The following is a 13,718-nucleotide window of genomic DNA, read 5'->3' on the forward strand; positions in this document are numbered from 1 at the left end:
TCTTCGGGGTGACCGCACGCATCACCGACCCCGAGCAGCTCAAGGAGCTCCTCGGCATCCCGTTCACCCCGGAGCAGACGGCCTGCATCACCGCGCCGCCCGCCCCGCAGGTCATCGTGGCCGGAGCCGGCTCCGGCAAGACCACGGTCATGGCCGCCCGGGTGGTCTGGCTGGTCGGCACCGGCCAGGTCGCCCCCGAGCAGGTCCTCGGCCTCACCTTCACCAACAAGGCCGCGGGCGAACTCGCCGAGCGCGTCCGCACCGCCCTCGTCCGCGCGGGCGTCACCGACCCCGACCCCCTCGGCCCCGAGGACCCGCCCGGCGAGCCCCGCATCTCCACGTACCACGCCTTCGCCGGGCAGCTCCTCATCGACCACGGCCTCCGCCTCGGCCTGGAGCCGACCTCCCGGCTCCTCGCCGACGCCACCCGCTACCAGCTCGCCGCCCGCGTCCTGCGCGAGGCTCCCGGCCCGTACCCGGCGCTCACCAAGTCCTTCCCGACCCTCGTCACCGACCTCCTCGCCCTCGACGCCGAGCTGGCCGAGCACCTCGTGCGGCCCGAGGAGCTCCTCGCGTACGACTCCGGGCTCCTCGCCGGCCTCGCCGACGCCCGGCTCAGCAACGCCGACCTGCGCAAGATCCCCGAGACCTCCGCCGCCCGCCGGGAACTCCTCGACCTCGTCGTCCGCTACCGCGCCGCCAAGCGGTCCCGCGACCTGCTCGACTTCGGCGACCAGATCGCCCTCTCCGCCGAGCTGGCCACCACCCGGCCCGAGGTCGGCGCCGTCCTCCGCGACGAGTTCCGGGTCGTCCTCCTCGACGAGTACCAGGACACCTCCGTCGCCCAGCGGCTGCTCCTCTCCGGCCTCTTCGGCCGCGGCCCGTCCGGCGCGACCACCGGCCACGCCGTCACCGCCGTCGGCGACCCCTGCCAGGCCATCTACGGCTGGCGCGGCGCGTCCGTCGCCAACCTCGACGACTTCCCCGAGCACTTCCCGCACGCCGACGGGCGCCCCGCGACCCGCTACTCCCTCTCCGAGAACCGGCGCAGCGGCGGCCGGCTCCTCGACCTCGCCAACGGGCTCGCCGCCCCGCTGCGCGCCCTGCACGAGGGCGTCGAGGCCCTGCGGCCCGCCCCCGGCGCCGAGGCCGACGGCACCGTGCGGATCGCGCTGCTGCCCACCCACGCCGAGGAGATCGACTGGCTCGCCGACTCCCTCGCCCACCTCGTCCGCACGGGCCGCGAGCCGGGCGAGATCGCCGTCCTGTGCCGGACCGCCACCGACTTCCCCGCGATCCACGCCGCCCTCGTCGCCCGCGACGTACCGGTCGAGGTCGTCGGCCTCTCCGGCCTCCTCCACCTTCCGGAGGTCGCCGACCTCGTCGCCGTCTGCGAGGTCCTCCAGGACCCCGGCGCGAACGCCTCCCTCGTCCGCCTCCTCACCGGCCCCCGCTGGCGCATCGGCCCCCGGGACCTCGCCCTCCTCGGCCGCCGCGCCCGCCTCCTGGTCCACCGCGGGGGCGACGAGCCGGACCCCGAGCAGCGGCTCGCCGCCGCCGTCGAGGGCGTCGACCCGGCCGAGGTGATCTCCCTCGCCGACGCGCTCGACACCTTCCTCGACTCCGGCGGCGCACCGGACGACGGACTGCCCTTCTCCGCCGAGGCCCGGGTCCGCTTCGCCCGCCTCGCCGCCGAACTGCGCGCCCTGCGCGGCTCGCTGGCCGATCCCCTCATGGACGTCCTCCACCGCGTCCTGGCCGCGACGGGCCTCGAGGTCGAGCTCTCCGCCTCCCCGCACGCCCTGGCCGCCCGCCGCCGCGAGACCCTCGGCAACTTCCTCGACGTCGCCGCGGGCTTCGCCTCCCTCGACGGCGAGGCGAGCCTGCTCGCCTTCCTCGGCTTCCTGCGCACGGCCGCCCAGTACGAGAAGGGCCTCGACAACGCCCTGCCCGGCGGCGAGAACACCGTGAAGGTCCTCACCGCCCACAAGTCCAAGGGCCTGGAGTGGGACGTCGTCGCCGTCCCGGGGCTCGTCGCCGGACAGTTCCCGAGCGCCCGCGCCCGCGAGTCCTGGACCTCGCAGCCCCAGGTCCTCCCGCACGCCCTGCGCGGCGACGCGGCCACCCTGCCCGGCCTGGACGCCTGGGACGCCAAGGCCTTCGCCGCGTTCAAGGCCGCCCTGCGCGAGCACCAGCGCACCGAGGAGCTCCGCCTCGGGTACGTCACCTTCACCCGCCCCCGCTCCCTGCTGCTCGGCTCCGCCCACTGGTGGGGCCCGTCCCAGAAGAAGCCCCGGGGCCCCTCCGACTTCCTCCTCGCCCTGTACGACCACTGCGCCGCCGGCCACGGTGACATCGAGGCCTGGGCGGACGAACCGCTCCCCGACGCCGAGAACCCCCTCCTGGCCGAGCAGGACCGGGAGCAGGCCTGGCCGCTCCCCCTGGACGAGGAGTCGTTCCGGCGGCGGAAGGCGGCGGCGGACCTGGTGCGGTCCCGGCTGTGGGCCCACACGGGGGACGCCACGACGGACACCGCCACGGACACCACGACGGACGCGCGGGGGACCGCTGACACGGCCTCCGCCTCCCCGGCCGGCCCGGAAGGCCCGTGGCCGGACGAGGCCCCCGCGTGGGACGAGTGGGAGCCCGCCGACGGCGAGGACCCCTGGCTCGACGAGGAGCCCCTCCGGGACGAGGAGGCCCTCCCCGAGGACACCCACAGGGACGCGGTCCCGGGCCCCCGCGAGGAGGCCGCACCGCTCGCCGCCGAGGACGCCCGCACCATCGCCTCCTGGGACCGCGACCTCACCGCCCTCACCGCCGAGCTCCGCCGCGGCCGCGCCACCACCCGTGACGTCCTCCTTCCCGCGTACCTCTCCGCCTCCCAGGTCCTGCGCCTCGCCGCCGACCCGGACGGCTTCGCGCAGGAGCTGGCGCGCCCGATGCCGAAGCCGCCGCAGCCGGCGGCCCGGCGGGGCACGCGCTTCCACGCGTGGGTGGAGTCCCGGTTCGAGGAGCTGCCGCTGCCGTTCCTCGGCCCGGAGGAGCTGCCCGGCGGCGAGGACTTCGCGGGCGAGCCCGAGATCCTGGACGAGCGGGACCTCGACAGCCTCAAGGAGGCCTTCGCCCGCACCCCGTACGCCCACCGCACCCCGTACCGCGTCGAGGTCCCCGTCCACCTCTCCCTCGCGGGCCGGGTGGTCCGGGGCAGGATCGACGCCGTCTACCGGGACCCGGAGACCGGCGCGTACGAGATCGTCGACTGGAAGACCAGCCACCGGCGCACCGCCGACCCCCTCCAGCTGGCGCTCTACCGGCTGGCCTGGGCCGAGCAGCACGGCCTGGAGCCGGAGGAGGTGGACGCCGCCTTCGTGTACGTCCGTACGGGTGAGGTCGCCCGGCCCGCCCGGCTCGCGGGCCGCGCCGAGCTGGAGGCGATCCTGCTGGCCGGGGCACCCTCCGGCGCCGGATAGGCTCGGCCTCATGAGCGAGACCCCGGACAACGCCGTCCACGCCGTACGCACGTACATCGAGCAGCACCGCGAGGCCTTCCTCGGCGACCTCGCCGAGTGGCTCCGCATCCCCTCCGTGTCGGCGCAGCCGGAGCGGGCCGGGGACGTGCGACGCAGCGCCGAGTGGCTCGCCGCCAAGCTCACCGGCACCGGCTTCACCACCGTCGAGATCTGGGAGACCGCCGGCGCCCCCGCCGTCTTCGCCGAGTGGCCCTCCGACGACCCGGACGCGCCGACCGTCCTCGTCTACGGCCACCACGACGTGCAGCCCGCCGCCCGCGAGGACGGCTGGCGGACCGAGCCCTTCGAGCCGACCGTGATCGACGGCCGGATGTACGCCCGGGGCGCCGCCGACGACAAGGGCCAGGTCTTCTTCCACACCCTCGGCGTCCGCGCGCACCTCGCCGCCACCGGCCGCACCACCCCCGCCGTCCACCTCAAGCTGCTGATCGAGGGCGAGGAGGAGTCCGGCTCGCCGCACTTCCGCGCCCTGGTCGAGGAGCGCGCCGAGCGGCTCGCCGCCGACGCCGTGATCGTCTCCGACACCGGCATGTGGTCCGAGACCACGCCCACCGTCTGCACGGGCATGCGCGGGGTCGCCGACTGCGAGATCGCGCTGTACGGCCCCGACCAGGACATCCACTCCGGTTCGTTCGGCGGCGCCGTGCCCAACCCGGCGACCGTCGCCGGCCGGATCGTCGCCGCGCTCCACGACGCGCACGAGCGCGTCGCGATCCCCGGCTTCTACGACGGCGTGACGGAACTCACCGACGCCGAGCGGGCCCTCGTCGCCGAGCTGCCCTTCGACGAGGCCGCCTGGCTGCGCACCGCCAAGTCGTACGGCACCCTCGGCGAGGCCGGCTACTCCACCCTGGAGCGCGTCTGGGCCCGCCCGACCGCCGAGGTCAACGGCATCGGCGGCGGCTACCAGGGCCCCGGCGGCAAGACGATCGTCCCGGCCTCCGCGCAGCTCAAGCTCTCCTTCCGGCTGGTCGCCGGCCAGGACCCCGCCACGATCGAACGGGCCGTACGGGACTGGCTCGCCGGCCTCGTCCCCGCCGGCATCCGGTACGAAATCGTCTTCGGCGCCCCGACCCGCCCCTGCCTCACGCCGCTCGGCCACCCGGCCCTCACGGCGGTCGCCGGCGCCATGAGCCGGGCCTTCGACGGCGCGAAGGTCCGCTACACCCGCGAGGGCGGCTCGGGACCGGCCGCCGACCTCCAGGACGTCCTGGCCGCGCCCGTGCTCTTCCTGGGCATCTCGGTCCCGTCCGACGGCTGGCACGCCCCGGACGAGAAGGTCGAGCTCGACCTCCTCATGAAGGGCGTGGAGACCACCGCCTACCTGTGGGGCGACCTGCCCGCCGCCCTCCACGCCGCGCGCTGAACCACACACCGATCCGGGGGATGGAAGCACCTGTGAGCACCTTGAACAACGCGTCCGCAGACCGCCCGATCTCGCTCACCGCACCGAGCGGCATCGACCGGGCCGCGCACCACCGCCTCGACGAGGCCTGGCTGGCGGCCGCCTGGAGCCACCCCACGACCCGCGTCTTCGTGGTCTCGGGCGGTCAGGTGCTGATCGACGACCGCCCGGACGGCACCACCGAACTCGTCATGACCCCGGCCTTCGAGGCCCCGGTCACCGAGACCCACCGCTACTTCCTGGGCACGGACGCCGACGGCGTCTCCTACTTCGCGCTCCAGAAGGACTCGCTGCCCGGCCGCATGGACCAGTCCGCGCGCCCGGCGGGGCTGCGGGAGGCCGGCCTGCTGCTCTCGCCCCGGGACGCGGGCCTCATGGTGCACGCCGTCGCCCTGGAGAACTGGCAGCGGCTCCACCGCTTCTGCTCGCGCTGCGGCGAGCGCACGGTGATCGCGGCCGCCGGGCACATCCGCCGCTGCCAGGCCTGCGGCGCCGAGCACTACCCGCGCACCGACCCGGCCGTGATCATGATCGTCACGGACGACCAGGACCGCGCGCTGCTCGGCCGCCAGGTCCACTGGCCGGAGGGGCGCTTCTCGACGCTCGCCGGATTCGTCGAGCCCGGCGAGTCCATCGAGCAGGCCGTCGTCCGCGAGGTCTTCGAGGAGGCCGGCGTCACGGTCGGCGAGGTGGAGTACGTCGCCAGCCAGCCCTGGCCGTTCCCGTCCAGCCTGATGCTCGGCTTCTTCGCCCGCGCCACCTCCGCCGAGATCACCGTCGACGGCGAGGAGATCCACGAGGCCCGCTGGTTCTCCCGCGAGGAGCTCGCCGCCGGGTTCGAGTCGGGCGAGATCCTTCCCCCGTACGGCATCTCGATCGCCTCCCGGCTCATCGAGCTCTGGTACGGCAAGCCCCTCCCGAAGCCCGGCGACGTCGTCTGACGCCGGCCCTCGGCCACCCCCACGACGAAACCCCCGGCCGTTGTGGCCGGGGGTTTCGTTCACAGGCGTCGTGCGCCCGCCGCTCGGGCCCGCTCAGACGCCGATCTTCTGCTTGACCTGGGCGAGCGAGGGGTTCGTGAGCGTGGAGCCGTCCGGGAAGAGGACGGTCGGCACGGTCTGGTTGCCGCCGTTGGCCTTCTCCACGAACGCGGCCGACTCGGGGTCCTGCTCGATGTTGATCTCCGTGTACGCGATGCCCTCGCGGTCCATCTGGCTCTTCAGCCGACGGCAGTAGCCGCACCACTCGGTGCTGTACATCGTCACAGTGCCCTGCATGGCCTGGCGCTCCTCTGGTTCGGGGTCGGTGCCGAGAGGAAGAACGTACGCCCCCGCCGGGCCATTCCCGGAATTCGTATGACCGCGGGCACGGGCCTGTGGACAAGCCGCCGCACCGACCCCCGCGAACCTGGCAGCATGGCGGGGTGACAGCAGCAACGCACTCCACTCTCTTCCCGCAGGTCCCGGAGACGGCCGACGCGGTGCTCGACGGGCTCGACCCCGAGCAGCGCGAGGTCGCCCTGGCCCTGAACGGCCCGGTGTGCGTGCTGGCGGGAGCCGGCACGGGCAAGACGCGGGCCATCACGCACCGCATCGCGTACGGCGTGCGGGCCGGCATACTCCCGCCCGCCAGCGTGCTGGCCGTCACGTTCACCAACCGCGCCGCCGGCGAGATGCGGGGGCGGCTCCGCCAGCTCGGGGCCGGGGGCGTGCAGGCCAGGACCTTCCACTCCGCGGCCCTCCGCCAGCTCCAGTTCTTCTGGCCGAAAGCGGTCGGTGGCGAGCTGCCCCGGCTCCTGGAGCGGAAGATCCAGCTCGTCGCCGAGGCCGCGGCCCGCTGCCGCGTCCGGCTCGACCGGAACGAGCTGCGCGATGTGACCAGCGAGATCGAGTGGGCCAAGGTCACCCAGACCGTGCCCGCCGACTACCCCGCGGCCGTCGCCAAGTCGGTCAGGGACGCCCCGCGCGACCCGGCCGAGATTGGCCAGATCTATGCCCTGTACGAGCAGCTGAAGCGCGACCGCTCGGTGATCGACTTCGAGGACGTGCTGCTCCTGACCGTCGGCATCCTCCAGGACCGCCACGACATCGCCGACCAGATCCGCCGCCAGTACCAGCACTTCGTGGTCGACGAGTACCAGGACGTCTCCCCGCTCCAGCAGAGGCTGCTCGACCTCTGGCTCGGCGACCGCGACAGCCTGTGCGTCGTCGGCGACGCCAGCCAGACGATCTACTCCTTCACCGGCGCCACCCCCGATCACCTGCTGAACTTCCGCACCCGCCACCCGAACGCCACCGTGGTCAAGCTGGTCCGCGACTACCGCTCCACCCCGCAGGTCGTCCACCTCGCCAACGGGCTGCTCAGCCAGGCCCGCGGCAAGGCCGCCGAGCACCGCCTGGAGCTGATCTCCCAGCGCGACCCGGGACCCGAGCCCGCCTACACCGAGTACGCGGACGAGCCCGCCGAGGCCGAGGGCACCGCGCGCCGCATCCGCGACCTCATCGCCGCCGGGGTCCCGGCCGGCGAGATCGCCGTCCTCTACCGGATCAACGCCCAGTCGGAGGTCTACGAGCAGGCCCTCGCCGACGCCGGAGTGCCCTACCAGCTGCGCGGCGCCGAGCGCTTCTTCGACCGCGAGGAGGTGCGCAAGGCGGGCGTCGCCCTGCGCGGCGCCGCCCGCGCCGGGGGCAACGACGCGCTGCTCGACGACGCCGAGGACCTGCCGGCCCAGGTCCGAGCCGTGCTCTCCAGCAACGGCTGGACCACCGAGCCGCCCGCCGGCTCCGGCGCCGTGCGCGACCGCTGGGAGTCCCTCGCCGCGCTCGTCCGGCTCGCCGAGGACTTCGCCCGCGCCAAGCCCGGCGCCACCCTCTCCGACCTCGTCGCCGAACTCGACGAGCGGGCCGCCGCCCAGCACGCCCCGACCGTCCAGGGCGTCACCCTCGCCTCGCTGCACGCGGCCAAGGGCCTCGAATGGGACGCCGTCTTCCTGGTCGGCCTCACCGAGGGCATGATGCCGATCACCTACGCCAAGACCGACGAGCAGGTCGAGGAGGAGCGCCGCCTGCTGTACGTGGGCGTCACCCGCGCCCGGCTGCACCTCTCGCTCTCGTGGGCGCTCTCCCGCTCCCCGGGCGGCCGGGCCTCCCGGCGCCCGACCCGCTTCCTCAAGGGGCTCAGGCCCGGATCCGGCGCGCTCGGCGCGGCGGGCGGCGGCGGGGGCGGCGGCATCGAGCGCGGTAGCGGCGGCAGGCAGCGCAAGCGGCGCGGCCCCGTCCTGTGCCGGGTCTGCGGCGCCACCCTCACCGAAGCGGGCGCGATGAAGCTGATGCGCTGCGAGGACTGCCCCTCGGACATGGACGAGGCGCTGTACGAGCGGCTGCGCGAGTGGCGCTCCGAGCAGGCGAAGGAACTCGGCCAGCCCGCGTACTGCGTCTTCACCGACAAGACCCTCATGGCGATCGCGGAGCGCGTGCCCTCCAGCGACGGGGAGCTGTCCTCGATCTCCGGCGTCGGCGCCCGCAAGCTGGAGCGCTTCGGAGCCGATGTGCTGAGCATCTGCGCAGGTGGGGACGGTGACGAGGGGGACCACGAGGACTGAGTGAAACTCATCGCAAAAATAGTTTGCGCCCGCCCCGTCAAGCCCCATAGGTTCTTAACCACGGAAACAGCGGCTTCTTGGAAGCCCTGTCTTCGTGCTGTACTTGTCCAAATGAACATGAGGGTCCGGCTCACACCGAACCCTCCGAGACGCCGAGAGGAGGCGATTCCAGTGATCAGCACCACCGCCATCAAGACCAGCACCGCCAGCGTTGCCGGCTTCATCAGCACCGCCAAAATGACCGATCGCTCGGCCGCCTCCACCTGCTCGCTCGGCCTCTCCGCCTTTGCGTTCCTTGGCAGCGGTCTGCCCGTCACCGGTCTGTCCCGGCTCGGCATGCCCGCCATCGAGCGCAATGAGCGACCGACCAAGGCACTGGACGCGGGAGTAGCAGGCAAGGCCAAGGCTTATGGCTTTGCGGCGACCGGTGCCGGAACCCAGCAGCAGACGACGACGCACCACCACACCATGTGGGCCTTCCGTGGGCTCGAACCCTGGAGTGATCCAGCCTGATCGACGATCAGGCCGGCGCCTTCAGGGCCGCGGAACCCCACCCGGGATCCGCGGCCCTTCTGTTTGTCCCCGAACGGGGACGACGGAACGAAGGGGCCTCGGGACAGCGACACCCGGTACCAGCCGAAACCCCGGCCAACAGGCCGGAACGACCAGACGAGGAATAACCACCGTGCAACTCGAAGCGCACGCCCCGTCCGTACCGCCTTCCGAATCGATCCCCCTGCCCGGCCTCACGGAGGACCCCGCTTTGACCCCCCTCACCGCGCTCACCGCGCTCGACGACGCCATCGAGAACCTCGGCGTACCCGTTCCGTGTCGTGCCTACGACCCCGAGGTCTTCTTCGCCGAGTCCCCGGCCGACGTCGAGTACGCCAAGTCCCTCTGCCGGACCTGCCCGCTCATGGCGGCCTGCCTGGCCGGCGCCAAGGAGCGCCGCGAGCCCTGGGGCGTCTGGGGCGGCGAGCTCTTCGTCCAGGGCGTGGTCGTCGCCCGCAAGCGGCCCCGCGGCCGCCCGCGCAAGAACCCGGTCGCGGCATGAACGCCACCGGAACCGTCGACCGCCCCCTCACGCACGATCCCCAGAAGCAGGCCCCGATGACCACGCCCGCCACCGAGCCCACCGGCTCCGCGACCCCAGTCTTCTCCACCATCGGCGCGCACACCGCACGTCAGAACAGGACCCGTGAAATGCAACTCATCCCAGAAGCCCTGGCCCGTGCGCATATGCACGAGCGGCACCGTGAGGCCGAGGCGGAACGTCAGGCCGTGCGCCTGATCGCCGCCCGGCGGATGCAGCGGCGCGCCGAGCGCGTCTCGCTGCGCGCCCGCCGCGCGCTCGCCATGGCCGTCATGAACTGAGCATCACCGTGATGCCCTCGCGGGGGCCGGTCCGAACGGACCGGCCCCCGCGGTGCGTTGTCCGCGCCGCGGCCGGCCGCGGGGCTATCGTCACCAGGGTGAACGAAGCCCCCGCCCCCGAGGAGCCCGTCTCCTGCGCCCGCTGCGGCAGGACCGCCGACCCCCTCCCGGTGACCTGGACCTGCTCCGTCGAGAACGGCCGACGCCAGTACTTCTGCGAGGAGTGCGCGCGCGCCCACATCCGGGCCATCGAAGGACGGCTCGACTCCTCCTGGTGGTGACCGGCGCCACCCGCTCCGGACGTCAGACCGGGTCGGGTTCCGCGAACCCCGGCAGCCAGTCCACGAGCTCCTCCCGCAGGCGGACCGTCGCGTTCAGCTGGCACAGGACGCCGATGGTGCTCAACGTCACACGGTGTATCAGCAGGTAGGACGGCGGCAGGTTCAACTGCTTGCCCAGCTGGTGGGCGGGGGAGCGCGGGTCGGCGACGCGGGCCGCCTGGGTGCGCATCCAGCCGCGGGTGAAGAGGAACTCCTCCGCCTCCGCCGGCTCGATGATCGGGAGCAGGTACTCCAGGACCGCGTCCGGGTCGAGGACCACGGACTCCTTGACGAAGCCCTCCGACCGCAGCAGCCCGTAGACCGTGTCCGCCTCACCGGCGAGCGTCATGCGCAGACAGGTGCCGATCGTCTCCGGCAGCCCGCCCGGGAGCCGGTCCACGGTGCCGAAGTCGAGGACGCCGAGCCGCCACCCCTCCGGCCCCTCCTCGCCGGACCCCGGCAGCAGCCGGAAGTTCCCCGGATGCGGATCGGCGTGCAGGAGACCCGTCCGGGCCGGCCCGGAGAAGAGGAAACGGGCCAGCAACTGCCCCGCCCGGTCCCGCTGCTCCCGCGTACCGTCCGCGATCACCTCCGCGAGCGGTATGCCGTCCATCCACTCCGTCACCAGGATCTGCTCCGACTGGTGCACCACGCCGGGCACCACCACACCGGGGTCGTCCGCGAACTCCTCCGCGTGCCTGCGCTGGGCCTCCGCCTCCAGGGCGTAGTCCAGCTCCTCCGAGACCCGGTCCCGCATCTCGGCGATCAGCGGCTTGACGTCCATCCCGGGCATCAGCGGACCGAGCAGCCGGGCGAACCGGCTCAGCTGCGCCAGGTCCGAGAGCAGCGCCTCGCCCGCGCCCGGATACTGCACCTTCACCGCGACCTCGCGGCCGTCGTGCCAGACCGCCCGGTGCACCTGGCCGATCGACGCGGCGGCGGCCGGCTTGTCCTCGAACTCCAGGAACAGCTCCCGCCACCCCTCGCCCAGCCGCTCCTCGAGGACCGCGTGCACGGTGCGCGTCGGCATCGGCGGGGCCGCGTCCTGAAGCTTCGTCAGCGCCGCCCGGTAGGGCCCGGCGACCTCCTCCGGCAGTGCCGACTCGAAGACGGACAGGGCCTGCCCGAACTTCATCGCCCCGCCCTTCAACTCGCCGAGCACCTTGAACAGTTGCTCGGCCGTACGCTCCTGGAGCTCGCGGGCGACGAACTCCGCCGACTTGCCGCCGATCCGCTTGCCCAGGCCCCAGGTGGCCCGGCCCGCGAAGCCGAGTGGCAACGCGGCCAACTTGGCGGTCCGGGTGACCGCCTTCCGGGGAAGATCAGACATGCGCCCCTCCAAAACCCAGAATGCCGTGCCGCGCAGGGCCGTTACCCCGCCATTGTGTCCTGCACGCCTCCGGCGGCCGAGGCGCGCTCCCCCTCCGCCGCGCGTGCGGCCCCGCAGGGGCAGTCCGGATGCGGTCTCAGCCGCTCCGACCGCCACTCCGACCACGGCAGCGACACCTCCCACCGCGCCCCCGTGCTCGCCGGCAGATCCCCGTCCAGGAACGCCAGCGCGTGCGCGGCGGCCAGCCCCGCCACCGCCGCCGCGAGCGTCACGTCGCAGGCGGGCAGCGCGTGCGGAGCGCCCGAACGCCACTGGGCGAGCAGCCGGGGCCAGACCGGCTCCCGGTCCGTCCGCTCCTCCTGGACGCACCGCGCGCAGGCCGTCCCGCCCGGCAGCACCAACGGCCCCACCACGCCCGTCGCCTCCAGCACGCCCGCGTACAGATGGGGCGTGCCCGAGGCCATCCACGGCTCGGCGGGCAAGGGATCGGGGACGTACGCACCGAGTCCGTCCCGGGGTGCCACCACGACGAGGGAAAGCCCAGGCGGCCCGCTCCCGCCGCTCCCGCGACCCCTGCCGGGACCGCCGCCCGCGCCGCCCGGGCCGAGCGCGCGCACCGCCCCGCGCGCCCAGCGGCCCACGAGCCGCCGGGCCGCCGTCGCCCGCCGCTCGCCGACCGCGTCGGCGGGCAGCCCGCCCGGTCCCGTCTCCCACGGCTCCACCCGGCCCGAGTCCAGCACCTGGACCTCGCCCACCCCGGCGGCGGAGAGCAGCGCCGCCACCGTCGTCCCCACCCGCCCGGCGCCGCGGACCTGGACGCGCGCGGCCCGCCGCGCACCCAGCGTCCGCGCGGCACGGTCGCGCCCCGGGTGGACCACGGACAGCGAGGCCAGGTCGGCCCGCACCGGATCGAGGCCGTCGGCCACCGCGCCCGCCGCCTTCCCCGGCCGCCCGCTCCCGGCGTCCGCGAGCAGTCCCGCGGCCTCAAGACGCCCGAGGAACGCCTCCACGCGCCCCTCGGGCAGCCCGAGGGCGCGGGCCTCCTCCCGCAGCAGCTCCGTCCCCCGCGTCCCGTCCAGAAGCGCCAGCAGCCCGCCCGTCGCCGTGTCCACCGGGCCCATCGCCACCGCGTGCGCCGGGGTGATCCCGAACTGCACGCAACTCAGGCTCCGCCACGCCCGCCGCAGTGCCGGCTTCACCATCGGATGCATTGCCCCGCCCCCCGAGTCCTCGCTGATCATGAAATGGCGCTTTCGCCGTTCCGTGATCAGACTGACCGTCCGCCGCGCACGCCGCCGAAAGTTGTCCACAGGGCAGCGCATTAGTCATTCGAATGCCGCGCGCCGGACGGCGGAGGCGGGACTTCACCGCGCCCGATTCGGTAACCTCGGCGAGGTGCCAGCCGACCGACAGCCCACCGTGACCAGCGACCCGACCGCCCGCGACGCGGCGTCGACCGCCGTCGAGGTCCGCAGGAGCACACGGCGGCGCAGAACCGTCTCGGCCTACCGCGAGGGCGACCGGACCGTCGTGCTCATCCCCGCCCGGATGTCCGAGGCCGAGGAGCGGCGCTGGGTCACCGTCATGCTCGACAAGCTCGCCGCGCAGGAGAGCAGGAACGTCCTCGGCGACCGCGAACTCACCGAGCGGGCCCTGCGCCTGTCCGAGCAGTACTTCGAGGGCCGCGCCCGCCCCCGATCCGTGCGCTGGGTCACCAACCAGAACACCCGCTGGGGCTCCTGCACCCCCTCCGAGGCCAGCATCCGCCTCTCCCACCGGCTCCAGGGCATGCCCGAGTACGTCGTCGACTACGTGCTCCTCCACGAGCTGGCCCACCTCCTCGTCCCCGGCCACGGCCCCGCGTTCTGGCGGCTCCTGGAGGCGTACCCGCGCACCGAGCGGGCCCGCGGCTACCTGGAGGGGGTCGTCGCCGCGGCGCGCCTGCCGCACCACCGGGAGCTCCGCGAGGACCCGGGCGCCGACGCCGAGGAGTGACCGGAAGCCGGACACCGCGGACCGCCCCGCGGAACGGCCCCTCGGCGCGGCCCGCCGCCGATTCCGTTTCCCGATTTCGTACCGAAAAGGTCCCGGCCTGTCTCAATGTCATCGCCAGCCGTTAGCCTGGCGCGAGCATTCGCCATTCGGGATGGGGGAC

Annotated in this window: 12 protein-coding genes; 9 read left to right on the plus strand and 3 right to left on the minus strand. The window is 74.0% G+C overall.

What is annotated here, in order from left to right; translation table 11 throughout:
* Positions 1 to 8 precede the first annotated feature (8 nt).
* From ACWDVG_RS27085 to nudC, 3 genes are read left to right on the plus strand one after another with little or no spacing between them, the layout of a single operon-like run.
* Positions 9 to 3,473 carry a UvrD-helicase domain-containing protein gene (locus tag ACWDVG_RS27085; protein WP_451702799.1) on the plus strand — a complete coding sequence of 1,155 codons (3,465 nt, stop codon included), beginning with the start codon at positions 9 to 11 and terminating at the stop codon, positions 3,471 to 3,473.
* Positions 3,474 to 3,483: 10 nt separating this feature from the next.
* Positions 3,484 to 4,899, plus strand: a complete 1,416-nt coding sequence (locus ACWDVG_RS27090) for a dipeptidase (RefSeq protein ID WP_451702800.1) — start codon at positions 3,484 to 3,486, stop codon at positions 4,897 to 4,899.
* Positions 4,900 to 4,931: 32 nt separating this feature from the next.
* Positions 4,932 to 5,879, plus strand: a complete 948-nt coding sequence (gene nudC, locus ACWDVG_RS27095; protein WP_451702802.1) for an NAD(+) diphosphatase — start codon at positions 4,932 to 4,934, stop codon at positions 5,877 to 5,879.
* Positions 5,880 to 5,972: 93 nt separating this feature from the next.
* On the opposite strand, the gene ACWDVG_RS27100 is transcribed toward nudC, so the two are convergent.
* A complete protein-coding gene (locus tag ACWDVG_RS27100; RefSeq protein WP_451702804.1) occupies positions 5,973 to 6,215 on the minus strand; it encodes a mycoredoxin in 243 nt (80 codons plus the stop codon).
* Positions 6,216 to 6,361: 146 nt separating this feature from the next.
* Here ACWDVG_RS27100 and ACWDVG_RS27105 point away from each other — a divergent pair, with 146 nt between their 5' ends.
* The 5 genes from ACWDVG_RS27105 (at position 6,362) to ACWDVG_RS27125 (ending at position 10,194) form a co-directional block, all read left to right on the plus strand.
* Positions 6,362 to 8,539 carry an ATP-dependent DNA helicase UvrD2 gene (locus tag ACWDVG_RS27105; RefSeq protein ID WP_451702805.1) on the plus strand — a complete coding sequence of 726 codons (2,178 nt, stop codon included), beginning with the start codon at positions 6,362 to 6,364 and terminating at the stop codon, positions 8,537 to 8,539.
* A 171-nt stretch (positions 8,540 to 8,710) separates the two neighbouring features.
* Entirely contained in the window at positions 8,711 to 9,052 is a 342-nt protein-coding gene (locus ACWDVG_RS27110; RefSeq protein ID WP_451702806.1) for a hypothetical protein, read from the plus strand.
* 172 nt (positions 9,053 to 9,224) lie between these two features.
* On the plus strand, positions 9,225 to 9,593 hold the full coding sequence (locus ACWDVG_RS27115; RefSeq protein ID WP_384896794.1) for a WhiB family transcriptional regulator: 369 nt from the start codon (positions 9,225 to 9,227) through the stop codon (positions 9,591 to 9,593).
* The gene (locus tag ACWDVG_RS27120) at positions 9,590 to 9,913 is read left to right on the plus strand and encodes a hypothetical protein (protein ID WP_451702809.1); all 324 of its coding nucleotides are present in this window, start codon (positions 9,590 to 9,592) and stop codon (positions 9,911 to 9,913) included. The genes ACWDVG_RS27115 and ACWDVG_RS27120 overlap by 4 nt, the downstream gene beginning before the upstream one ends.
* A 98-nt stretch (positions 9,914 to 10,011) precedes the next feature.
* A complete protein-coding gene (locus ACWDVG_RS27125) occupies positions 10,012 to 10,194 on the plus strand; it encodes a hypothetical protein (RefSeq protein ID WP_451702811.1) in 183 nt (60 codons plus the stop codon).
* Positions 10,195 to 10,216: 22 nt separating this feature from the next.
* Here ACWDVG_RS27125 and ACWDVG_RS27130 read toward each other — a convergent pair whose 3' ends face one another.
* Positions 10,217 to 11,563, minus strand: a complete 1,347-nt coding sequence (locus tag ACWDVG_RS27130) for an ABC1 kinase family protein (protein WP_451702814.1) — start codon at positions 11,561 to 11,563, stop codon at positions 10,217 to 10,219.
* Positions 11,564 to 11,604: 41 nt separating this feature from the next.
* Positions 11,605 to 12,774: a TOMM precursor leader peptide-binding protein gene (locus ACWDVG_RS27135; RefSeq protein ID WP_451702815.1), complete on the minus strand. Its 1,170-nt coding sequence runs from the start codon at positions 12,772 to 12,774 to the stop codon at positions 11,605 to 11,607.
* Positions 12,775 to 12,958: 184 nt separating this feature from the next.
* On the opposite strand from ACWDVG_RS27135, the gene ACWDVG_RS27140 reads away from it, so the two are divergent.
* Entirely contained in the window at positions 12,959 to 13,558 is a 600-nt protein-coding gene (locus ACWDVG_RS27140) for a M48 metallopeptidase family protein (protein ID WP_451702817.1), read from the plus strand.
* The last annotated feature ends 160 nt before the right edge of the window (positions 13,559 to 13,718 follow it).

It is taken from the genome of Streptomyces sp. NPDC003327 (assembly GCF_053589515.1).